Below are 23875 nucleotides of genomic sequence, written 5' to 3'. Positions count from 1 at the left end.
CCAGTCCAGACACACAAGGAGTTCATTAGATGACCTTTTCAATCGCAGCCCGCTGCGCCGAAACCGGCCAGTTCGGTGTCGCCATCAGTTCCTCCAGCATCGCCGTCGGTGCGCGCTGCCCGTGGCTGCTGCCGGGCGTTGGCGCGGTGTCGAGCCAGAACATTACCCTGCCGTCCCTCGGCCCGGAAGTCCTCGCGCTGATGGAGCAAGGCCTGGCCCCTGACGATGCGCTGGACAAAGTCCTCACGCGCAACGGTTACAGCCAATATCGCCAGATCACCGCGATCAACCACCTCGGCCAGACCGCACATTTCAGCGGTGCGCAAACCCTCGGCGTGCACAATGCCGTCACCGGCGAGCAATGCGTCGCCGCCGGCAACATGCTGGCCGGGCGTTCGGTGATCGAAGCCATGGTCAGCGCCTTTGAGGACGGCGAAGGTCAACTCGCTGATCGCCTGCTCAGAGCCCTGCACGCCGCGCAAGCCCTCGGCGGTGAAGCCGGCCCGGTGCATTCGGCCGCTGTCGTGGTGGTCGGCGAGCAGACCTGGCCGATCGTCAACCTGCGCGTCGACTGGGCCGATCAAGACCCGATCGGCCAGTTGCAAAAACTCTGGGATGCCTATGCGCCGCAGCTTCAGGATTACATCGATCGCGCCCTCGACCCGGCCAAAGCGCCGGGCTATGGCGTGGCCGGGGATGATCGATGAACAGCGTCGAGCTGCTCAAGGCGCTGGTGGCGTTCGACACCACCAGCCGAGAATCCAACTTGCAGCTAATCGAATTCGTTCGCGATTACCTCGAAGGTTTCGACGTACCTTGCGCGCTGATCTACAACGATGAGCGCAGCAAAGCCAACCTGTTCGCTACGATCGGCCCGGTGGATCAACCGGGCATCGTGCTGTCCGGGCACACCGATGTGGTGCCGGTCGATGGCCAGCCGTGGACGCTGCCGCCATTCGAACTGAGCGAACGCGAGGGCAAACTGTACGGCCGTGGCACGGCGGACATGAAGGGCTATATCGCCTGCGTACTGGCGTTGGTGCCCGCGCTGGTGCAGGCATCGTTGCGCATGCCGGTGCACATTGCCCTGTCCTACGACGAAGAGGTCGGCTGCCTCGGCGTGCGTTCGTTGCTCAAGGTTTTGCAGCAACGCCCGATCAAACCGTTGCTGTGCATCATCGGCGAACCGACCGAACTGAAACCGGTGCTCGGCCACAAAGGCAAACTGGCGATGCGCTGCGATGTGCAGGGCCATCCGTGCCATTCGGCCTATGCGCCGCTCGGGGTCAATGCGATTGAGTACGCCGCTGAACTGATCGCCGAGCTGGGCCGTCTCGGTCAGCAACTGAAAGCGCCGGAGCATCACGATGCGCGCTTCGATCCGCCCTACAGCACGGTGCAGACCGGCGTGATCAGCGGCGGCAAGGCTTTGAATATCGTGCCCGCCGATTGCCGTTTCGATTTCGAGATCCGCGCCCTGCCCTCACAGGATCCGGTGCTCGTCGCCGAAGCACTGAAAGCCTATGCCGAACGCGAAGTGCTGCCGCGTATGCGTGCGGTCAGTGCGCAGAGTGATATTCGTTTCAGCGCCTTGTCGGCGTATCCCGGGCTGGGCACCGATGCGCAAAGCGAGGCCGCCGAGTTGATCTCCACGTTCTGCGGTTCAAAGGATTTCGGCACCGTGGCCTTTGGCACTGAAGGCGGGTTGTTTGATGCGGTGGGCATTCCCACCGTGGTGTGTGGCCCCGGCAGCATGAATCAGGGTCACAAGCCCGATGAGTTTGTCAGCCTCGATCAACTGCAGGCGTGCGATGAAATGCTCCAGCGTATGCTGGCGTTTATCACTCTCTGACAAGCGGTTCGGCGGCACTCACGGGTGCAGTCGAGCCAGCTCCTCGCGGCAATGGTCGACAAACAACTGCACCGGTTTGGTCAGTTGCACGCGGCGCAGCCAGGCCGCCGACAATCCCGAACCGGTGACGTCTTCCGCCAGCGGCACACACACGACTTGCTGGCCGTCGTAGGTGTAATCGCTGAAGGGTTTGGTCACCAGAATCGAAAAGCCGAAACCGTTGCCGACCATGCCGCGCACCATCTCGATCGACGGTGAGCTGAAGACAATGTTCGGCGTCAGTCCGCGCTCTTCGAAGATGCTCACGAAATAGGTGCGGCTCGGCACCACGTCGAGCAAGATCATCGGTTCCAGCACCAGATCATGCAGCGAGACTTTCGCCTGTTGCGCAAAGCGATGGCTGGCCGGCAGCAATGCGTAAGGCTGTTGCGGCGGCATCAGCGGCGTGGTTTCGATGGTGCTGTCCAGGTCGTGTTCGAACATCATCGCCACGTCGATGCTGCCGGCGGTGAGGGCCTGCACCAACTCTTGCTGTTCGCCATCACGAATGCGGATTTCCACCCCCGGCCAACGCGCCTTGAAGCCGGCGATCAGGCGCGGCAGGTACAGCGGCGCGACGGTTTCGAAACAGCCGATATCGATCTGCCCCGCGACCACATCATTGTCGGCCAGCGCGTTTTGTTCGAACTCGTGGGCCACCCGCAGCAGCTCCAGCGCCTTGCGATAGAACCGCGAGCCACTGGGCGTCAGCGAAACACCTTGGGCGTGGTGACGGATGAACAGCTGCACGCCGAAACTTTCTTCCAGATGCTTGATCGCGGTGGAGACCGACGGCTGCGCGATGTAGAGCTTGCGCGAGGCTTCGGCGACGCTGCCGCAATCGGCGGTGGTGACGAAGTATTTGAGCTGGCGCAAGTTGTAGGCGGCCATGAGCACCTCCGGTGAAATAAGTCTGGCAGTACTTTTGTGGCGAGGGGATCTATCTGTGGCGAGGGGATTCATCCCCGTTGGACTGCGCAGCAGTCCCCTGCTTTTTTAGATCAAAAGAGGGGCCGCTTCGCAGCCCAACGGGGATAAATCCCCTCGCCACGGGACCCGGCAAGTCTTGATATGAAAACAGGGTTGACCATACCGGAGCCCCCACCACCCGAAGCATATTTTTTTTAAGGTCTGTAGCAACAAACTTACTAATTTATCTATCCCGATGCTTTGCACATGATCACTTCAACAAGAAATGCGCCGCCCGTGCCGGCGCTTGCCGAAGTACGTCCACGTACTCATCCTTGCCTTGGAGTTAGTCATGGCTACCCCTGCAGCATCCTCCGCTCCGCTGATTGAAAAACACACGATAGGCTACGTGCCCCCCGAAGATCGCCACGGAAAGGTCAGGGATCTGTTCACCCTCTGGTTCGGCGGCAACATCGCGCCGTTGCCCATCGTCACTGGTGCGCTGGGCGTGCAGTTGTTTCACTTGAATCTGCTCTGGGGCATCGTCGCGATTCTCGTTGGCCATCTGGTCGGCGGCGTGCTGATGGCGCTGCACTCGGCACAAGGCCCGCAAATGGGCATTCCGCAAATGATCCAGAGCCGCGCCCAGTTCGGCTCCCTCGGCGCCTTGCTGGTGGTGCTGATTGCCGGCGTCATGTATATCGGCTTCTTCGCGTCCAATATCGTGCTGGCCGGCAAGTCGTTGCATGGCGTGGTTGACAGCGTTCCGGTGCCGGTCGGCATCGTCATCGGCGCAGTCGGTTCGGGGATCATCGGCATCATCGGCTACCGCTTTATCCACGTGCTCAACCGCATCGGCACCTGGGTGCTGGGGATCGGCATCGTTGTCGGCTTCGGCTACATCTTCACCCACATCCAGACTGACGACTTCCTCACCCGGGGCAGCTTCAACCTCTCCGGCTGGCTCGCCACCGTGTCGCTCGCCGCGTTGTGGCAGATCGCGTTTGCGCCGTACGTGTCCGATTATTCGCGGTATTTGCCGGCCGACGTGAAAGTCTCCTCGACGTTCTGGACCACGTATCTGGGTTCGGCGCTGGGCTCGAGTCTGGCGTTCATCTTCGGTGCCGTTGCTGTGCTGGCAACACCGGTGGGCATGGACACCATGGACGCGGTCAAACTCGCCACCGGTTCGATCGGCCCGCTGATGCTGGTGCTGTTTCTGCTCAGCGTGATCAGCCACAACGCCCTCAACCTGTATGGCGCGGTGTTGTCGCTGATTACCTTGGTGCAGACCTTTGCTTACCGCTGGATACCTACCGCCAAGAGTCGCGCGGTGATCTCGATCATCGTGTTGCTGGCCTGCTGCTTTGCCGCCGTCGGTGCCTCGAAGGACTTCATCGGCCACTTCGTCGACATGGTGCTGGTATTGCTGGTGGTGTTGGTGCCGTGGACGGCGATCAACCTGATCGACTTCTACGCGATCCACAAAGGCCAGTACGACATCCAGTCGATCTTCCAGGTCGACGGCGGCATCTACGGGCGCTACAACCCGCAAGCGTTGCTGGCTTACGCGATCGGCATCGCCGTGCAGATCCCGTTCATGAACACGCCGCTGTACGTCGGCCCGGTGTCGGCGCACATCAACGGCGCGGACCTGTCCTGGCTGGTGGGACTGCTGGTGACCTCGCCGTTGTATTTCTGGCTGGCCAACCGCGACACCTCCTATCGTCGGCGGATGATGGGCGGCAAACTGGCGAGCAGTCTGTGAGATTGACGCGCTGAAAAATGAAGGCCCGCACTGTGCGGGCCTTCTCCGTTGCGGTGTGGTATTTCTTTACACCTGACAACGATTGGGTAAGGGACATCCAATGCTGCGAATACTCGGTAAAGCCTCATCGATCAACGTGCGCAAAGTCTTGTGGACGTGCGCTGAATTGCAGATCCCCTTCACACGTGAAGACTGGGGTTCGGGGTTCAAATCGACGCACGATGCGCAGTTTCTTGCTTTGAATCCCTGCGCCATGGTGCCGGTGATTCAGGACGGTGATTTCACGCTGTGGGAATCGAACACGATCATTCGTTATCTGGCGTCGCGCTATGACGGTTCACAGCTCTATCCGAGCGAACCGCAAGCCCGGGCGCGGGTTGATCAGTGGATCGACTGGCAAGCGTCGGAGCTGAATCGCTCGTGGTCATATGCGTTTCTGTCACTGGTGCGCCAATCACCGGAGCATCAGGACAACGCCGCATTGTCAGCCGGTTGCCGCGACTGGGCGCGGAACATGGCAATCCTCAATCGACAACTGGAGAAGACCGGTGCCTACGTCAGCGGCGAAGAGTTTTCCCTGGCGGACATTCCCATCGGACTGTCGGTAAACCGCTGGTTCGAAACGCCACTGGCTCACCCAGACTTTGCCGCGATGAAAGCCTATTACGAACGTTTGAGCCTGCGTCCCGGCTACGTGCTGCACGGTCGAAACGGCACGCCGTGATTGAGGTTATTTGCCTTTGAACGCCTCACGCCGCGCCTGCCGTTCGGCGGCGTAGGCTTCTTGTGGCTGGCTGATCAGATCTTCCCGACGCAACGGTTCGCCGCAGTGTTCGCACAGTGGCCCGAGGCCGGCGCTGTGGTTGCAGCTTTTGTGGGTCATGTTCACCGCCAGCCCCTCCTCCGGTGATTTGCACCAGGTCTCTCCCCACGCACGCAACGCAATGATCACCGGGTAGAACGCCTCGCCTTTCGCGGTGAGGTGGTACTCGTAGCGTTTCGGCCGCTCGTTGTATAACCGGCGTTCAACCAGCCCATCCGCTTCCAGACATTTCAGACGCGCGGCGACCATTTGCGGCGTACCGCCGGTCTGCGCCTGGATCTCGTCATAGCGATGATTGGCCATGAACAACTCGCGCAAAACCAGCACGGTCCAGCGGTCGCCGACGATCGTCTCGGCACGTGAGATCGGGCACAGCGTGTCGGGAAGACTATCGTTTACTGCCATCAGGGCTTGCCTCTTTTACAGTTACTATGATTATCATACCTACAAGATGCCGGGACAAGCCCTGTGCACCGATAATCCCATTGCCGGAGCAAGCCGCCATGTCGAATACCCCCTATCCGCTGGACAGAACCGCCTACCTGTTGGTCGATCCGTACAACGATTTTCTCTCGGAGGGCGGCAAGATTTTCCCTTTGATCAAACCGATGGCCGAGCAGAACGGCCTGCTCGACAACCTGCGCAAACTCGACCGCACGGTGCGCGACCTGAACATTCCGGTGGTCATCGTACCCCATCACCGCTGGGAAAAAGGCGACTACGCAAACTGGGATCACCCGACCCCGACCCAATGCAAAATCATGCACATGCATCATTTTGCTCGTGGCGAATGGGGCGGCGAATGGCACCCGGATTTCGCCCCGCAAGCGGGCGACATTGTGGTTCAGGAACACTGGGGGTCCAGTGGTTTCGCCAACACCGACCTGGATTTTCGCCTGAAACAGCAAGGCGTCACCCACGTGATCATCGTCGGTCTGCTGGCCAACACCTGCATCGAAGCCACCGCGCGCTATGCCTCGGAGCTGGGCTACCACGTCACCCTGGTCCGCGACGCAACGGCGGCCTTCAAAGCGGAAATGATGCACGCCGCCCACGAACTCAACGGGCCGACCTTCGCCCATGTCATTGCCAGCACCAACGAACTGATCGCCCGTCTGCAAGCGCGGGGTGAAGCGCAATGAATCTGACCGGCCATTTGCTGATCGGCGCGGCGGATGTCGCCGCCACCGAAGGCACGATGAAAGCGCTGAACCCGGCCACTGATCAATTGATCGAGCCAGAGTTCGCCTTCGGTGGTGCGGCGCAAGTCGATCACGCCGCCCGACTCGCCGACGCGGCGTTCGACAGCTACAGCCACATCTCGCTGAGCGAGCGCGCGGCGTTTCTCGAGAGCATCGCTGACAACCTTGATGAGGTGCGCAGCGAACTGGCCACACGCGCTGCGCTGGAAACCGGACTGCCCGCAGCTCAGCTTGAGGGCGAAGCTTTGCGAGCCGCGACCCAGTTCCGCCAGTTCGCCGACGTGGTGCGCAAGGGCCACTTCCTGCAACTGGCGATCGATCCAGCGCAACCCGAACGTCAGCCGCGCCCACGGATGGATCATCGTCTGCAAAAAGTCGCCATCGGCCCGGTGGCGATTTTCGGCGCGAGCAACTTCCCGATTGCCTACTCGGTGGCGGGTGGCGACACCGCGTCAGCACTGGCGGCCGGCGCGACCGTGGTTCTCAAGGCCCACAACGCCCACCCCGGCGCCTCGGAAATCCAGGCGCGGGCCATTCGTAAAGCGGTGCAGGCGCACGGCTTGCCAGAAGGTGTTTTTTCGATGGTGCGTGGCGGCGGCAATGCCATCGGTGAAGCGCTGCTAGATCATCCGCTGATCAAGGCTGTGACCTTCACCGGATCCGAACCCGGTGGCATGGCGCTCTATCGCCGCGCGCAATTGCGCCCCGAGCCGATCCCGGTGTTCACCGAGATGACCAGCGTCAACCCGACCTTCATCCTGCCCGATGCGCTGGCGGCTCGCGGCGCCGAGATCGGTGACGGCTTTATCGAGCGCATGCTGGTCAACGTTGGTCAGGCCTGTTTGTGTCCTTCGATGCTGATCGCCATTCGCGGTGCGGGGTTTGAGGCGTTGCGCAGCACCATGCGCAAACGGGTCGGCGAAGCACCGGCGCGGACAATGCTGACGCCAGGCATTCATGGCGCTTACGTCGAGGGTCTGATGGCGATGGAAGGGCCGGCGCGCAGGTGATCGCCGTGGGCACGCCGGCCGATGCCACATTCGCCGGGCGTGCGATCTTGCTGGAAGTCGAGGGACACCAATTGCTCAGCAAACCGGCACTGGCCCATGAGGTGTTTGGTCCGTCGGCGCTATTGGTTGCTGTCAACGATGAAGCTGAGCTACTGGCCGTCGCCCGTTCGTTCAAAGGTCAGCTCAGCGCGGCAATTCACCTTGAAGGTACCGACCTGGGATTGGCGCGGCGCCTGCTGCCAATCCTCGAACGCCGCACCGGACGCATCGTGGTCAACGCTTTCGCGCACCCACAGGAAGTGACCTTTGCCACGGTACACGGCGGACCGTTTCCGGCGACCTCGGACAGCCGTTTCACCTCCGTCGGCATGACCTCGATCGAGCGCTTCTTGCGGCCCGTGGCGTATCAGGGGTTTCCGGATGAGTTGTTGCCGCAAGTGTTGCGCGAGAGTAATCCGCTGAATCTGCCGCGCAGCGTCGACGGGCAATAACGGCGCTCCCCGTGCGCGCAGACGCGATCATGAGTCTGCCCGCACCACGCCGCGCTCTTCCAGCAAGCGCACAAACATGCTCAGGCTGCGCGACACCGTGCCCCGCCGCCACACCAGCCACGTGGTCAGATAGCGAAAATCCGACGCCAATGGCCACACACTGACGGTCGCGCTGCCGGGCATGCTCTGCAGCATTTTGCGCGGCATCAGCGCCAGGCCGGCACCGGCGCTGACGCAGGCGAGCATGCCGTGATAGGACTCCATTTCGAAGATCTTGCCCGGCACGGCAGCGTCGGTGCTGAACCATTTTTCGAAGTGATGACGGTAGGAGCAGTTGGAGCGGAAGGCGTAGATATTCTCGCCATTCACATCCGCTGCACGTTTTACGGGCGCGTGATTGATCGGGGCGATGATGACCATTTCCTCCTCGAATGCCGGCACGCCTTCCAGCGTCGGATGCAACACCGGGCCGTCGACAAAGGCTGCCGCGAGCCGCCCGGAAAGAACGCCGTCGATCATGGTGCCGGAAGGTCCGGTGGACAGGTCCAGATCGACTTTCGGGTGCAACTGGTTGTACGCCGCCAGCAACTCGGGAATGCGCACCGCCGCCGTGCTTTCCAGCGAACCCAGCGGAAACGCGCCTTGCGGTTCCTCCCCCGCCACCGTCGCCCGCGCCTCTTGCACCAGGTCGAGAATACGTCGCGCGTACTCAAGAAAACTCCACCCCGCCGGCGACAGGCGCAAACGGCTTTTCTCGCGGATAAACAGATCAACGCCCAGATCCTGCTCAAGCTGCTTGATCCGCGTGGTCAGGTTCGACGGCACGCGATGGATCTGCGCGGCGGCAGCGCTGATGCTGCCGTGTTCGGCAACGGCTTTGAAGATTTCCAGCTGCACCAGATCCACAGTCATTCTCCAATCGTGAAAGAAACGATCTTTATTATTCAGTTTCAAGAAAACAAACACCACCCTACTCTAGGCCCATCCGACGAACCTGCAGGACGATGTCATGAGCCAGATTTCCAGCCAGACCCACGCCATCTCGATCAACCCCGCCACGGGCGAGCAGATCGGTCATTACGCCTTTGAATCCGCCGCCGCCCTCGACGCCGCACTGACCCGCGCCGCTTATGGTTTCGGCAAATGGAAGCGCAAGCCGCTGCAGGACCGCTCACGCTTGTTGACCGCACTCGCCGGTGCGCTGCGTGAAACCAGCGATGCCATGGCCACCATGATTACTCAGGAAATGGGCAAGCCAATTGCCCAGGCCCGTGGTGAAATCGAGAAATGCGCCAAGCTCTGCGAGTGGTACGCCGAGAATGGCCCGGCCATGCTCGACGCTGAACCGACCCAGGTTGAAGGCGGCAAGGCGCGCATCGAATACCGTCCGCTTGGCCCGATCCTCGCGGTGATGCCGTGGAACTTCCCGATCTGGCAAGTGCTGCGCGGTGCTGTTCCGGCGCTGATTGCCGGCAACACTTACGTACTCAAGCATGCGCCGAACGTGATGGGCAGCGCCTATCTGTTGCGCGACGCCTTCACCCGCGCCGGTTTCGCTGATGGCGTATTTGAAGTGATCAACGTCACCCCGGAAGGCGTTTCCACTGCGATCGCCGACCCGCGCATCGCCGCTGTGACCCTGACCGGCAGCGTACGTGCCGGCATGGCCATCGGCGCTCAGGCCGGTGCCGCGCTGAAGAAATGCGTACTGGAACTCGGTGGTTCCGATCCGTTTATCGTGCTCAACGACGCCGATCTGGACGAAGCCGTACAAGCGGCAGTCATCGGTCGCTACCAGAACTCCGGTCAGGTCTGCGCAGCAGCCAAACGCCTGATCATCGAAGAAGGCGTGGTCGAAGAATTCACCCGCAAGTTCGTCGAAGCCACGCGTAAGTTGAAGGTCGGTGATCCGTTGTCCGCCGAGACCTACATCGGTCCGATGGCGCGTTTCGACCTGCGTGATGAACTCGACCAGCAAGTGCGCGACACTCTGGAAGAAGGCGCGACGCTGTTGTTCGGCGGCGGCAAAGCCGAAGGCCCGGGCAACTACTACGAGCCGACCGTGCTGGCCGATGTCACCGACCGCATGACCTCGTTCAAACAGGAACTGTTCGGCCCGGTTGCCTCGATCATCACCGCCCGCGATTGCGCGCATGCCGTGGCCTTGGCCAACGACAGCGAGTTCGGCCTGACCGCCACGATCTACACCGCCAACGTGGCACTGGCCCAGCAACTGACCTGCGAACTGGACACCGGCGGCGTGTTCATCAACGGCTACTCCGCCAGCGACCCGCGCGTGACTTTTGGCGGCGTGAAGAAAAGTGGTTTCGGACGTGAACTGTCGCACTTCGGCGTGCGCGAGTTCTGCAATGCACAGACCGTGTGGCTGGATCGTAAATAATCCAGACACCTGAAACCCCTGTAGAAGTGAGCCTGCTCGCGATGAGGCCGGCCCAGTCAACATCTCCATTGTCTGACTCACCGCTATCGCGAGCAGGCTCACTCCCACAGGGATTCGCAGACAGATTGAAAATAGGTGGCTTGGCACAATCCAAAGTGGGGGCGAGCCTGCTCGCGAAGAGGCAATCTCAGTCAACACATCCGTTGCTGACTCACCGCTTTCGCGAGCAGACTCGCTCCCACAGGGATTCGCAGACAGATTGAAAACAGGTGGCTTGGCACAATCCAAAGTGGGAGCGAGCCTGCTCGCGAAGAGGCAATCTCAGTCAACACATCCGTTGCTGACTCACCGCTATCGCGAGCAGGCTCACTCCCACAGGGATTCGCAGACAGATTGAAAATAGTTGGCTTGGCACAATCCAAAGTGGGAGCGAGCCTGCTCGCGAAGAGGCAATCTCAGTCAACACATCCGTTGCTGACTCACCGCTATCGCGAGCAGGCTCGCTCCCACAGGGATTCGCAGACAGATTGAAAATAGGTGGCTTGGCACAATCCAAAGTGGGAGTGAGCCTGCTCGCGTTGAGGCCAGCCCAGTCAACATCTCCATTGTCTGACTCACCGCTATCGCGAGCAGGCTCGCTCCCACAGGGATTCGCAGACAGATTGAAAATAGGTGGCTTGGCACAATCCAAAGTGGGAGCGAGCTTGCTCGCGAAGAGGCCGGCCCAGTCAACATCTCCATCGTCTGACTCACCGCTATCGCGAGCAGGCTCGCTCCCACAGGGATTCGCAGACAGATTGAAAATAGGTGGCTTGGCACAATCCAAAGTGAGAGCGAGCCTGCTCGCGAAGAGGCAATCTCAGTCAACACATCCGTTGCTGACTCACCGCTATCGCGAGCAGGCTCGCTCCCACAGGGATTCGCAGACAGATTAAAAATAGGTGGCTTGGCACAATCCAAAGTGGGAGTGAGCCTGCTCGCGATGAGGCCGGCCCAGTCAACATCTCCATTGTCTGACTCACCGCTATCGCGAGCAGGCTCACTCCCACAGGGATTCGCAGATAGATTGAAAATAGGTGGCTTGGCACAATCCAAAGTGGGAGCGAGCCTGCTCGCGAAGAGGCAATCTCAGTCAACACATCCGTTGCTGACTCACCGCTTTCGCGAGCAGACTCGCTCCCACATTGGGTTTATGCGGCAGCCTGTTGTGGCTCGGCGACGCTGCGATCCTTGCTCAACAACCCCAACACCACCGCCGCCGACATCAGTGTGATCACGGTCAGGATGTGCAGCAGGTACTGAAACGCCGACGCATAACCTTGCACCAAACGCTCGTTGGCCAGCCCCGGAACGCTGTTGATCGCATGCGCCATATCGCCGGTGGTCACCCGGTGCGCGGTCTCGGCGATCAGCGACGCCTCGGCACTGCCTGTCACTGCGTGCAGGGCACTCGACAGATCAGCGTGCAGCAATGACGCCAGCACTGCCGCGACAATCGCCAGAGCAATCCCCTCACCCGCCACGCGCACGGTGCTGAAGATACCCGCCGCCATACCGGCGCGTTCTTTCGGCACGACACTGACCGACAAACCATCCATCAGCCCCCACGGTAAACCGGCGCCCATACCGATCAGCAGCATCGGCACCACCAACGCAATTTTCGGCTCACCGACGTTGTACAGACTCAGCCAATGCAAGCCCACGGCGGCAATCAGAAACCCGGCACCGGACAAGATGCCGGCAGAAACGAAGCGCGCCAGCGACGCGGCCAGCATCGGCACCACCAGCATTGGCGCCGACAACGCCAGCAACAGCAGACCGGCATCGATCTCGCTCAGGCCCTCAACACCGATGAAGCGCAGCGGCAACATCACCACCAGCACGATGTAGCAGAAACAGGTGCCGATCGGCAGCATCTGCACGCCAATGAATCGCGGATAACGGAACAAGGTCAGATCCAGCATCGGCCGCTCGACACGCATTTCGACGATCACGAACGCTGCCAGCAACACCGCCGAAGCGCCCAATAGACCGAGCACCAGCGGACTGTCCCAACCACTGTCCGGCGCCTGGATCAGGCCAAATGTGAACAGCGCCAGCATTGCGCTGAACAGCAGCGTGCCCGGCCAGTCCAGCCCTTTGGCCTGCGGGTCGCGGGTTTCGCGCATGCGCGGCACCCCAAAAACCAGCGCGATGATTCCAATCAACGCGGTAAAGACAAAAATCGCCCGCCAGTTGAAGGCCTCGATCAGCGCGCCGGCGACCAACGGACCGAAAGCCAGACCAATGCCGAACGTAGTGCCCAGCACGCTGTACGCCCGGGTCCGGGCATGCCCTTCGAACTCTTGCGCCAGCGCCGCCGAGCCACTGGCCAGCGCCGCCGCCCCCGCGACACCTTGAACCGCGCGCAACACGTCCAGCCAGAACACCGAAGGCGCCAGACTCTGCGCGATCGACGCAACGGTGAACAGCAGCATGCCGAAGGTGAACAGGCGTTTGCGTCCGTATACATCAGCCAACGCCCCGGCGGCCATCAGCAAACTGCCGAACGACAACATAAACGCATTGGTGATCCAGGTCAGCGCCACCGGGCTGCCGCCCAAGTCCCGGCCGATGGCCGGTGTCGCCACTGCGCCGCCAGTGAAACTTAACGGCAGGACCAGTGCCGAGAGGCACACGGCCGCCAGTATGAGCAACTTGTCGCGCGTTCCGTGCGGCTGAGTCATAGCGTTCATCATCCCATCCCTTGAGCAATCAAAAAGCTGCATGACGCAGCGAATAAGGCGTGAAAAATCCAGAAAAATCCACCGAAGTTTGCAGACGGTGAATGAGCGCGAGCGGCCTCAAACCTGGTCGAAGTTGATGCGATTTTAAGGCCGTGCTACTGATGCGATAATCCCAACAAATTTGCATGACTTTGTGAAAGGCATTCACAGATGAAATCACCTTCGGCGGCAGATCTGTCCGTATTCCTGTGCACCGCGCAGCATTTGAACTTCAGTAAAGCGGCCATCGAACTGGGCCTCACACCCTCCGCCTTGAGCCATTCGGTAAAGGCCCTGGAAAACCGCCTCGGCGTGCGCCTGTTCAATCGCACCACCCGCAGCGTGGCGTTGACCGAGGCTGGCGAGCGTCTGTATGCGCGGCTGAAACCGGCGTTTCGCGACATCGACGACGCTTTGGAAGACCTCAACCATTTCCGCGACAAACCCTCGGGCAACCTGCGCATCACCTGCGGGCGGCAAGCCTGCGAACTGGTGTTGCTGCCAATTGCCAGCGAGTTTTTGCAGGCGTATCCGGACGTTCGTCTGGAAGTGGTCGAGAGCGATGCCCTGTTGGATATCGTGGCCAGCGGGTTCGATGCCGGCGTGCGCTTCGGTGATCGCCTGGAAGCCGACATGGTGTCGCTGCCAATCGGACCGACCCTGCGCTCGGTGGTCGTCGGCTCACCCGCGTTTTTCGAACGCCACGCGGCACCGCAAAAACCCGCGGACCTGCACGGATTACCGTGTATCCGCCACCGTTTCCCAAGCGGCTCGCTGTATCGCTGGGAACTCGAACGTGGCGGCATCGCCCAGGAAATAGAAGTCAACGGCGCGCTGACCCTCGGCGATGTCAGCCTGATGGTCGGGCCCGCGCTGCAGGGGCTGGGGCTGGCTTATGTGTTCGAAGACATGGTCAGCGAACACCTCGCCAGCGGACGGCTGGTGCAAGTGCTGGCAGACTGGTGCCCCTACTATCCGGGTCTGCACCTGTACTACCCGAGCCGGCGCCACGTGCCGGCGCCGCTGAAGGCGTTTATCGACTTCGTGCGCAACCGGCGTTAGGCCTTTACAGATATTTCAACCAGGCCATGTCGCGGCGCCGGGCCTTCAACGCCGAAAACCAACGCACGGCCGGGAACAGCGCAACCGCCAGAATCACCGCCGCCAACCAGATCGCCGCCACCGACGAAAAGCCGAAATAGCTGCCCTGATTCAGCCCGAACAGGGCCACGCCGATCAAGTACATCACCTTCAACGCGTACAGATGCAGCAGGTAGAAAAACATCGGCGCCGAACCGAACACGGTCAGCCAACGAATCCAGCGACGATCCTGTACACGCTCGAACGCCAGTAGCAGCAACAGCCCGACGCTCACGGTCAGCGCGATAAACAACAACGACGGCGGGTACTTGGTGATGTTGAAAAAGCTCATCAGGGTTTGCAGCAACGTGTCGCCCGCGGTCCATGGTTTTTCGCCATAGCCGTTGATCAACCGCAGCCCGACAAAACCGAGCAGCCCGGCGCTACCCGCGATCAGCAGGTGGCGCTGACGCAAACCCGCTTCAACGCCGCGAGCAAACCACGGCCCCAGCGCATAACCCAGACCGATCACACCGATCCACGGCAACAACGGATAGGACGTGCGCAGACGAAGGTTGTCGCTGACTTCGATCCAGCCGCGATCATGCAAAATCGCCCACGGCACATGCAGCACCGACTCCACTGGAAAATGCACCGCGTCGAGCAGGTTGTGTCCGCCGATGATCATCAGGCTCAACGTCAGCAACAACCAGCGCGGCAGCCACACCAGCAGCGACAAGGCGATCATGCTCAAGCCGATCGCCCAGATCACCTGCAGATAAATCACGCTCGGCGGCAGCTGGAACGTCCACGCGAAGTTCACCAGCGTAAACTCCAGCACCACCAGAAACAGACCGCGCTTGAACAGAAACGCACTGACATCGGCCTTGCCCGCGTACTTTTCGCCGAATAACCATGCCGACAATCCGGTCAGCAACACAAACACCGGCGCGCACAGATGCGCCAACGTGCGACTGAAAAACAGCGCCGGCTCGGTGCTGGCAATGTCCATCGGGTCGACGACCTGGCGATGCAGCAAAAAGGTTTCACGCACGTGGTCCAGCAGCATGAACAGAATGACCAGGCCTCTGAGGGCATCAATGGACAGCAGCCGGCCAGTCAACGGGGCAGAACGGGGGAGCACAATGGTCATGAGCGTTTCGCAATCGAAGGGATAACAGCGGGCGCCGACAAGGACTACCCTGAAAAATTCGCGTTACCTTATAACACCAAAAAGCCAAATCCAAAGCGCAATCGATAGCGATTCTCAGAAAACCGCAGCCGATCACGCCATCCAGGTTGCCCTCCGGCCTCAGGCTTCTATAGTGATCAGGTCCCCCTGCCCTTGCGGCCTGTTGTCGAGCGTTGTCCATGGTCAACACCGAACACCTGATCATTTGCGAACACTGCGACTGCGTGTACGAAAAAGCCGTGCTGGCCAAACACCAGAAAACCTCCTGCGTACGTTGCGGCGGCGTGCTCCAGCGCTTCAACGGTTTGACCGTCGAACAACGCCTGGCCCTGACCTTCACGGCGGCGATGCTGTGGCTGTTCGCCAACTTCTACCCGGTGATGAGCATCAGCCTCAAAGGCCTGAAAAACAGCGCGACGCTGTGGGATTCGGTGCTGGCGCTGAGTCAGGGGCCGATCACCTTCATGGCGATGGTCGCAGCCATTTCGATCATTATCGCCCCGGCGTTTCAATTGGTGCTGCTGGTCTGGGTGCTGAGCTTCGCCCTCTCTTCGCGACGTGCCCCGGGCTTCAAGTTATGCATGCGCTGGCTGGAAACCCTGCGGCCGTGGAGCATGCTCGAAGTGTGTCTGCTGGGGGCGATGGTGGCGGTGTTCAAACTCGCCGGAATGCTCGATGTGTTGCCCGGCATCGGCTTGTTCGCGCTGGCCGTGTTGAGCCTGATGATGATCAGGATTGCCGGCCGCGATATCCGTGATCTCTGGGACATTCCATGAACCGACCCGCGACTGCCAGCGAACTCAACCTGTGCCTGTGCCACAGCTGTGGCCTGGCCTGCGACATGACCGACGGGCCGCACGAATGCCCGCGTTGCGATGCGCCGCTGCATCGGCGCAAAACCAACTCATTAACGCGTACGTGGGCGTATCTGCTCGCCGCGCTGGCGTTTTATGTGCCCGCCAACCTGCTGCCGGTGATGAACACCACCATGCTCGGCAACGGCGCCGACAGCACGATCATGAGCGGCGTGCTGGAGTTCTGGCAGCATGGCGCGTGGGACATCGCACTGATCATCTTTATCGCCAGTATCGCCGTGCCGGGCGTCAAGTTCGTCGCCCTGTCGCTGTTGTTGATCACTGTGCAACGCGACAGTGGCTGGGCACGCCGGGAGCGCTCGAAAATGTTCCGCTTCGTCGAGCTGATCGGCTACTGGTCAATGCTCGATGTGCTGGTGGTCGCACTGGTCGCAGCGTTGGTGAAGTTCCAGACACTGGGCGATATCGAACCGCGATCGGGCATCCTGTTCTTCGGCATGGTCGTGGTGCTGACCATGCTCTCGGCAATGAGCTTCGACCCCCGGCTGATCTGGGACAACGCTCCGGACGATGAACAGCTCAGCGACGCAGAGCCGTCAGCAGCACCTGCAACGGATGGCGCAGTGCCTGATCCGACTGGCGCTTGACCTGACTGCGGCAGGAATAACCGGTCGCCAGTGCTTCGCCCTGCTCTGCCGGCGCCTCTACCTGACGCGCCCACGACTGCTCGTAGATCACCGCTGAAGTTTCACGATTGCGCGCTTCGTGGCCGTAAGTGCCGGACATGCCGCAGCAACCGGTGGTTTGCGTGGCCAGTTTCAACCCTGCGCGCTCGAACACTTGTTCCCACTGCCGAGTCGCGGCCGGGGCATTGGTTTTCTCGGTGCAATGGGCGAGCAGTCGGAACGATGCGGCTCTATCTTGCTGCGCCTGCTCCGGCATGACCTTGAGCAACCATTCCTGCACCAGCGCCACCTCCGGGCATTGCTCCATGCCGGGGACTTTCAGGTATTCCTGGCGATACACCAACGTCATCGCCGGATCGAGGCCCAGTAACGGCACACCGATGTCCGCCAATTCCCGCAACTGCCGGGCATTGCGCAACGCCGCGCGGTTGAACGCCGAGAGGAAGCCCTGCACGTGCAACGGCTTGCCGTTGGCGCTGAACGGCGCCAGATACACCTGATAACCCAGACGCGAAATCAGCTCGACCAGATCGGCCAACAGCGGCGCTTCGAAGTAGCGCGTGAAGGCATCCTGCACGATGACCACGCTGCGTTCGCGTTGCGCCGGAGTCAGCGTCGCCAGGGTCGACACCGTCGCTGGTTGCACCTGCCAGCGGCGCATCGCCGCGTGGAAATCGAAGCGACTGAGCAGCGGCACATCGACCATGCCACCGACCCGTTCCAGCAGGCGGCGCACCCACGCAGCGCCCATCAAACCGTTGTACAGCGCCGGAATCCGCGCCATGTACGGGATGCTGTATTCCAGCGAAGCGATCAGATAATCCCGCGCCGGGCGCAAATAACGGCTGTGATACAGCTCGAGAAAGCGCGAGCGAAACTCCGGCACATTGACCTTGACCGGGCACTGCCCCGCGCAGGACTTGCACGCCAGACAACCGGCCATGGCGTCGTAGACTTCGTGGGAGAAGTCTTCGGCCTGCGCACGACTGTTGCGCCAGCGCTGCCACAACGTGCTGAAAAACGCTGGCTTGCGAATCGCATCCGACAACACATCGACACCCGCCTCGCCCTGCAAACGCAGCCACTCGCGGATCAACGAGGCGCGGCCCTTGGGCGATTGCGCACGTTCGCGAGTGGCTTTCCACGACGGGCACATCGCGTCGTCGGGATCAAAGTTGTAGCAGGCGCCGTTGCCGTTGCAGTGCATGGCCGCGCCGTAGCTCTGCCAGACCTTTTCGTCGATCTGCCGATCGAGTTCACCGCGCAAAGTGACTTCGTCGATTTTCAGCAGTGCAGCGCCAGTGTTGGCCGGGGTGGCAATCTTGCCCGGGTTGAACTGGTTGAACGGATCGAACGCGGCCTTCAAGGCTTGCAGCGCCGGGTAGAGTTCACCGAAAAAGGCCGGCGCGTATTCCGAGCGCAAACCTTTGCCGTGCTCACCCCACAACAGGCCACCGTAACGCTGGGTCAACGCGGCGACGCCATCGGACACCGGGCGCACCAATGCCGCTTGCTGCGGATCTTTCATGTCGAGAATCGGCCGCACGTGCAGCACGCCTGCATCGACGTGGCCGAACATGCCGTACTGCAAACCATGGCTGTCGAGCAGGTCGCGCAACTCGGCAATGTATTCGGCCAGGTGCTGCGGCGGCACCGCGGTGTCTTCAACAAAAGGCTGCGGCCGCGCTTCACCGGCGACGTTGCCGAGCAGGCCCACCGCACGTTTGCGCATGCCGTAGACCTTGTTTACCGCTGCGTGCCCGACCGCCAGCGTATGGCCCAAACGCTCGACAGTGCGGTCGCTGCTCAAGTGCTCGACAAACGCCTCGACGCGGCGTTGCAGCTCTTCGGGATCGTCGCCGCAAAACTCCACCAGGTTGATGCCCAGGGTCGGCCGCTCGGCGCTTTCCGGGAAATACTCGGCGACGCCGTGCCAGACGATGTCTTGCATCGCCAGCAACAGCACTTTCGAGTCGACGGTTTCGATCGACAACGGCTTGAGCGCCATCAAGGCACGGGCGTCGCGCAGTGCGTCCATGAACCCGGCGTAGCGGATGTTCACCAGCATCGTGTGCTTGGGAATCGGCAAGACATTCAGCCGCGCCTCGACGACAAACCCCAGCGAGCCTTCAGCACCGCACAGCACGCTGTTGAGGTTGAAACGGTTGTCCGCCTCACGCAGGTGCGCCAGGTCATAACCGGTCAGGCAGCGGTTGAGATCGGGGAAACGTTCTTTGATCAGCTCACCCTGCTCATCAATGATCTGCCGGGCGCAGCGATAGACTTCACCGACGCGATCTTCGCGGGCGCACAGGGCTTCGAGTTCGCTTTCCTCAAGAGGCAGCCCGTGCAGACGCTCGCCACCGCGCAGGATCATGTCGAGTTCGAGCACATGGTCACGGGTCTTGCCATAGGTGCAACTGCCCTGACCACTGGCATCGGTGTTGATCATGCCGCCGACGGTGGCGCGGTTGGAGGTCGATAGCTCCGGAGCGAAAAACAGCCCGGCGGATTTCAATGCGGCGTTGAGTTGATCCTTGACCACCCCGGCCTGCACGCGCACCCAGCGCTCTTCAACGTTGATTTCCAGAATGCGGTTCATGTGCCGCGACAGGTCGACGACGATGCCGTCCGTCAGCGATTGGCCGTTGGTGCCAGTGCCGCCGCCACGCGGAGTGATCACCACCTGCTGGTACGCCGGTTCGGCGATCAGCCGTGCCACTCGCGCCACGTCTTCGGCGTCCAGCGGAAACACCGCCGCTTGCGGCAGGCGCTGATAGATCGAATTGTCCGTCGCCAGCACGACGCGACTGGCGTAGTCGGCGCTGATTTCCCCGCGAAAGCCGCTGGCTTTCAGGGCTTGCAGGAACTGCTGGTAATTGCGGGTCAGGGCTTTGGCGGGGGACAGCTGGGCAATCATCGGTCAGGTTATCTCGGTCAAAATCGGGCCGCGTGGCGGTGAACAGTTGTACGCAACGAATGATTGCGTCAGGCTCCGCCATCTCATGGTGCCCATGTTCATTGCTGACGAACGCCGGGACAACCGTAAATTCGACCCGCTATTGATGACTTTTACGAATGAATCCGCGCACGCTCACCCCTTCCATGTCGTTATTGCTGGCCTTCGAAGCGGCTGCGCGCCACGAAAGCTACACCCGCGCCGCTCATGAACTGTCGCTGACGCAGAGTGCAGTCAGCCGTCAGGTGCAGATTCTCGAGAAGATGCTCGGCATGCGCCTGTTCACGCGCGAAGGCCGGCAAGTGGTGCTGACCGATGTCGGGCGCATGTATCAGCGCGAACTCGCCGAAGCACTCGGGCAGATTCGCAGCGCCACGCTGCAGGCGATGGCGTTTGGTTCGGGCATTCATAGCTTGCGTCTGGCGACGTTGCCGACCTTTGGCTCGAAATGGCTGCTGCCACGGCTGAAGGATTTCTACACCGCGCATCCGGGCATGACCGTGCACTTGCATTCGCGGATCGAAGCGATCGACTTCGACACCAGCGAAATCGATGCAGCGATCTGCGTCGGCGGTGGTGACTGGCCTGGATTGACCGCACTGCCCCTGCACACTGAAGAACTGGTGGTGATCGCCAGTGCGCAGTTGTCCGAAGCAGAACGCAACGACGCCGAACAGCACATCGCCGGGCAACTGCTGCTCAACGTCAGCAGCAATGCCCAGGCCTGGGCGGAATGGTTCAGTCATCACGGCTTGGCGCACCGCAGCATGCGCATCGGTCCGAGCTTTGAAATGACCTCGCACTTGATTCAGGCCGTGCGGGCCAATATTGGCGTGGGCTTGGTGCCGCGAATCCTGGTTGAAGACGAGTTGTTGAATGGCGAGTTGCTGCAACTGGGCGAGCCGATTACCAGTCGCCGCAGCTATTACCTGGTGTATCCGCCGCGCAATGAAAATTTGCCGTCGCTGAAAGCGTTTCGGGATTGGCTGATTCATACACTTTGAAGAATGAGTTGCCCTCTTCGCGAGCAGGCTCGCTCCCACACGTTGGAATGCATTTCCCCTGTGGGAGCGAGCCTGCTCGCGAAGAGGCCAGCGAGAATGACATCAAAACCTCGGCTTGACCGCCTTCCAGTCCGGCTTGTAGCGCTGCATCTGCCGCACATCATCACGCTGACGAATCCCGCACGTCAGGTACTGATCATGCAGCTTGCCCAACTGATCATGATCCAGTTCCAGCCCAAGCCCCGGCGCGCGGGTGATTTTCACGCAGCCATCGACAATCGGCAGCTTGCCACCCTTGATCACCTCTTCATCTGGCTCCTGCCACGGGTAATGCGTATCGCAGGCGTAATCCAGATTCGGCACGGCCGCCGCCACATGCGCCATCGCCATCAGGCTGATGCCCAAGTGTGAATTGGAATGCATCGACACGCCAAGACCGAACACATCGCACATCTTCGCCAGCGTCTGCGTGTCGCGCAGACCGCCCCAGTAATGGTGATCCGCAAGTACGATCTGCACACTGTTCTGCGCAACGCTGCGGCGGAACTCGTCGAAATCGGTGACCACCATATTGGTCGCCAATGGCAGGCCGGTGCGCTTATGCAACTCCGCCATGCCATCGAGACCCGGGGTCGGGTCTTCGTAATACTGCAGATCATCACCGAGCAATTCGGCCATGCGAATCGAGGTTTCCAGCGACCAGTTGCCGTTCGGATCGATGCGCAACGGGTAGCCGGGGAAGGCTTTTTTCAGCGCCTTGATGCACGCCACTTCATGCTCCGGCGGCAACGTACCGGCCTTGAGCTTGATGCTCTTGAAGCCGTACGCCTCGATCATCCGCGCAGCCTGCGCAACGATCTGTTGCTCGCTGAGTGCCTCGCCCCAGTTGTCCGGCTTGTAGGGCGAGTCGACATGCTGCGCGTACTTGAAGAACAGGTAAGCACTGAACGGCACCTCATCTCGGATGGCCCCACCCAGCAGGTCCACCAGCGGCACATTCAGGTAATGCGCCTGCAAATCGAGGAACGCCACTTCGAACGCCGAGTAGGCATTGCTCACCGCTTTGCTGGCGTGGGAACCGGGCGCCAGTTCTGCACCGGCAAGGCTCGCAGGTTTGTTCGCGGCAACAGTGGCCTGGACGATGGCGCGCAATTGGTTGAGGTTGAACGGATCGAGGCCGATCAACTGCGCCTGCAACTGCTGCTGAATCGCCAGCGCCGGGGCATCGCCGTAGCTTTCGCCGAGGCCGATGTAGCCATTGTCGCTTTCGATCTCGATGATCGAGCGCAGGGCAAAGGGTTCGTGGATGCCGCTGGCGTTGAGCAGCGGCGGATCGCGGAAGGCAATCGGAGTCACAGTTACGCGGGTGATTTTCAAGATAACGCTCCTGATAGATCAACAATCAATTCAATGGCTCGCGGCCGGGCTGGCCGTTGCGACAACGGCGGTCTTGTCATGGGGCTTTGCCGGGGTCTGACCTTTGCCGGCCGGCGCCGTGCGGGCGAAAAAGATCACCACCGCTGCGATCAGCGACGTGGCCGCCAAGCCATACAACCCGCCCTCGATGGAGCCGGTGGTTTGCTCAAGAAAACCGAACGCGGTCGGCGCGACGAAACCGCCGAGGTTGCCGATGGAGTTGATCAGCGCGATCACCGCCGCAGCGATGCGTGCATCCAGATAGCTTTGCGGAATCGGCCAGAACAGCGCCGAAGCAGCCTTGAAACCGATAGCGGCGAAGCAAATCGCGACGAAGGCGAAGATCGGCCCGCCGGTGGTCGACATGAACATGCCGATCGCCGCGATCACCAGCGTCAGCGCAACCCAGGCCTGCTGGAACTTCCACTTGCCGGCCATCGCCGCAAAGCCGTACATGGCGACAATCGAAATGATCCACGGGATCGAGTTGAGCAGGCCGACCTGGAAGTCACCGAGATTGCCCATCTTCTTGATCATGCTCGGCAGCCAGAACGTCGCGCCGTAGATGGTCAGGGCAATGGAGAAGTAGATGAAGCAGAACAGCGCAATCTGCCGATCTGCCAACAGTTTGAACATCGACGGCTTGGCCACCTGCACCGCCTCACGGACACGCTGCTCTTCGGCAATCGCCGCCACCAGTGCTTCGCGCTCTTCTTCGCTCAACCACTTGGCCTGACGCGGATGCGATTGCAGCCAGAACCAGACGAATGCGCAAAGCACCACTGACGCTGCGCCCTCGATCAAGAACATCCACTGCCAGCCGTGCAACCCCAAACCACTGATATGCAGCAGCGCACCGGACACCGGGCCAGAGATCACCGAGGCAATCGCCGAACCGCTGAGAAACACCGCCATGGTCTTGCCGCGCTCGGAGGCCGGCAGCCATTGGGTGAAGTAATAAATGATCCCCGGAAAGAACCCCGCCTCCGCCGCACCGAGAATAAAGCGCAGCACATAGAAACTGGTTTCACCTCGGACGAACGCCATGGCCATGGCAGCGGCGCCCCAGGTAAACATGATCCGCGTCAGCCAGACCCGCGCGCCGTAACGCTGCAGGAGCATATTGGACGGCACTTCGAAAAGCGCATAACCAATAAAGAACAAACCGGCGCCGAGTCCATAGGCCGCTGCACCAATGCCCAGATCGGTCTCCAGGTGACTGCGCACAAAACCGATGTTGACCCGATCGATGTAATTGACGATGAACATCACCACGAACAGCGGCAGCACGTGGCGCTTGACCTTGACGGCGGCACGGGCGAGAACCGTGACGTCCAGCGGACTCTGGAGGGTTTTCAAGGGCGACTCCCGATCTTGTTTTTTTAGGGATGGCGTGAAGCGTGGGACCGATCATGGACGGGGTCATTGATCCCGTCTAATCTAACTTGGCATTCGATTGATAC

18 protein-coding genes and 1 pseudogene are annotated in these 23875 nt (G+C 60.9%); 11 read left to right on the top strand and 8 right to left on the bottom strand.

Annotated features, from left to right (window positions below; genetic code table 11):
* Positions 1-29 precede the first annotated feature (29 nt).
* On the top strand, positions 30-707 hold the full coding sequence (locus tag BK670_RS05675; protein ID WP_123448964.1) for a DUF1028 domain-containing protein: 678 nt from the start codon (positions 30-32) through the stop codon (positions 705-707).
* The gene (gene argE, locus BK670_RS05670) at positions 704-1852 is read left to right on the top strand and encodes an acetylornithine deacetylase (protein WP_123448963.1); all 1149 of its coding nucleotides are present in this window, start codon (positions 704-706) and stop codon (positions 1850-1852) included. Before BK670_RS05675 ends, argE begins: the two co-directional genes overlap by 4 nt.
* Before the next feature lie 18 nt (positions 1853-1870).
* Here argE and BK670_RS05665 read toward each other — a convergent pair whose 3' ends face one another.
* Complete coding sequence (locus BK670_RS05665) at positions 1871-2782, bottom strand: LysR family transcriptional regulator (protein WP_123448962.1); 912 nt, start codon at positions 2780-2782, stop codon at positions 1871-1873.
* A gap of 370 nt (positions 2783-3152) precedes the next feature.
* Here BK670_RS05665 and BK670_RS05660 point away from each other — a divergent pair, with 370 nt between their 5' ends.
* A complete protein-coding gene (locus tag BK670_RS05660) occupies positions 3153-4568 on the top strand; it encodes a purine-cytosine permease family protein (RefSeq protein ID WP_007910838.1) in 1416 nt (471 codons plus the stop codon).
* A gap of 100 nt (positions 4569-4668) precedes the next feature.
* A complete protein-coding gene (locus BK670_RS05655) occupies positions 4669-5292 on the top strand; it encodes a glutathione S-transferase family protein (RefSeq protein WP_123448961.1) in 624 nt (207 codons plus the stop codon).
* Positions 5293-5298: 6 nt separating this feature from the next.
* Here BK670_RS05655 and BK670_RS05650 read toward each other — a convergent pair whose 3' ends face one another.
* Positions 5299-5796, bottom strand: a complete 498-nt coding sequence (locus BK670_RS05650; RefSeq protein ID WP_123448960.1) for a winged helix-turn-helix transcriptional regulator — start codon at positions 5794-5796, stop codon at positions 5299-5301.
* 98 nt (positions 5797-5894) lie between these two features.
* Here BK670_RS05650 and BK670_RS05645 point away from each other — a divergent pair, with 98 nt between their 5' ends.
* Positions 5895-6533, top strand: a complete 639-nt coding sequence (locus BK670_RS05645) for a cysteine hydrolase family protein (protein WP_123448959.1) — start codon at positions 5895-5897, stop codon at positions 6531-6533.
* A pseudogene (locus BK670_RS05640) lies at positions 6530-8094 on the top strand (aldehyde dehydrogenase (NADP(+))). Before BK670_RS05645 ends, BK670_RS05640 begins: the two are co-directional and overlap by 4 nt.
* Positions 8095-8121: 27 nt before the next feature.
* Here BK670_RS05640 and ptrR read toward each other — a convergent pair.
* Positions 8122-9000, bottom strand: coding sequence for a putrescine utilization regulator PtrR (gene ptrR, locus BK670_RS05635; protein WP_123449196.1), 879 nt, complete (start codon positions 8998-9000; stop codon positions 8122-8124).
* Between the two features lie 103 nt (positions 9001-9103).
* Here ptrR and BK670_RS05630 point away from each other — a divergent pair, with 103 nt between their 5' ends.
* On the top strand, positions 9104-10495 hold the full coding sequence (locus BK670_RS05630) for an aldehyde dehydrogenase family protein (protein ID WP_123448958.1): 1392 nt from the start codon (positions 9104-9106) through the stop codon (positions 10493-10495).
* A gap of 1190 nt (positions 10496-11685) precedes the next feature.
* Here BK670_RS05630 and BK670_RS05605 read toward each other — a convergent pair.
* Entirely contained in the window at positions 11686-13230 is a 1545-nt protein-coding gene (locus BK670_RS05605; protein WP_123448957.1) for an MFS transporter, read from the bottom strand.
* 201 nt (positions 13231-13431) lie between these two features.
* Here BK670_RS05605 and BK670_RS05600 point away from each other — a divergent pair, with 201 nt between their 5' ends.
* Positions 13432-14322, top strand: coding sequence for a LysR family transcriptional regulator (locus tag BK670_RS05600; RefSeq protein ID WP_123448956.1), 891 nt, complete (start codon positions 13432-13434; stop codon positions 14320-14322).
* Positions 14323-14326: 4 nt separating this feature from the next.
* On the opposite strand, the gene BK670_RS05595 is transcribed toward BK670_RS05600, so the two are convergent.
* Positions 14327-15493, bottom strand: coding sequence for an acetyltransferase domain-containing protein (locus BK670_RS05595; protein ID WP_123448955.1), 1167 nt, complete (start codon positions 15491-15493; stop codon positions 14327-14329).
* A 218-nt stretch (positions 15494-15711) separates the two neighbouring features.
* Between BK670_RS05595 and BK670_RS05590 the strand changes: the two genes are divergently transcribed.
* Positions 15712-16308, top strand: a complete 597-nt coding sequence (locus tag BK670_RS05590) for a paraquat-inducible protein A (RefSeq protein ID WP_123448954.1) — start codon at positions 15712-15714, stop codon at positions 16306-16308.
* On the top strand, positions 16305-16994 hold the full coding sequence (locus tag BK670_RS05585; RefSeq protein ID WP_123448953.1) for a paraquat-inducible protein A: 690 nt from the start codon (positions 16305-16307) through the stop codon (positions 16992-16994). Before BK670_RS05590 ends, BK670_RS05585 begins: the two co-directional genes overlap by 4 nt.
* Here the strand turns inward: BK670_RS05585 and ydiJ are convergent.
* Positions 16927-19953 carry a D-2-hydroxyglutarate dehydrogenase YdiJ gene (ydiJ, locus tag BK670_RS05580; RefSeq protein WP_123448952.1) on the bottom strand — a complete coding sequence of 1009 codons (3027 nt, stop codon included), beginning with the start codon at positions 19951-19953 and terminating at the stop codon, positions 16927-16929. The two genes, BK670_RS05585 and ydiJ, sit on opposite strands and share 68 nt — an antisense overlap.
* 158 nt (positions 19954-20111) lie before the next feature.
* Between ydiJ and BK670_RS05575 the strand changes: the two genes are divergently transcribed.
* Positions 20112-20996 (top strand): LysR substrate-binding domain-containing protein, encoded by an 885-nt coding sequence (locus BK670_RS05575; protein ID WP_123448951.1) that lies wholly within the window; start codon positions 20112-20114, stop codon positions 20994-20996.
* Positions 20997-21098: 102 nt separating this feature from the next.
* Here BK670_RS05575 and BK670_RS05570 read toward each other — a convergent pair whose 3' ends face one another.
* Both BK670_RS05570 and BK670_RS05565 read right to left on the bottom strand, forming a co-directional pair.
* Positions 21099-22373 carry a glucarate dehydratase family protein gene (locus tag BK670_RS05570; RefSeq protein WP_123448950.1) on the bottom strand — a complete coding sequence of 425 codons (1275 nt, stop codon included), beginning with the start codon at positions 22371-22373 and terminating at the stop codon, positions 21099-21101.
* A 30-nt stretch (positions 22374-22403) separates the two neighbouring features.
* A complete protein-coding gene (locus tag BK670_RS05565; protein ID WP_123448949.1) occupies positions 22404-23771 on the bottom strand; it encodes an MFS transporter in 1368 nt (455 codons plus the stop codon).
* Between the last annotated feature and the right edge of the window lie 104 nt (positions 23772-23875).

The organism is Pseudomonas fluorescens (genome assembly GCF_003732425.1).
GTDB lineage: Bacteria > Pseudomonadota > Gammaproteobacteria > Pseudomonadales > Pseudomonadaceae > Aquipseudomonas > Aquipseudomonas fluorescens_BE.
This window is presented reverse-complemented; position numbering and strand designations above follow the sequence as displayed.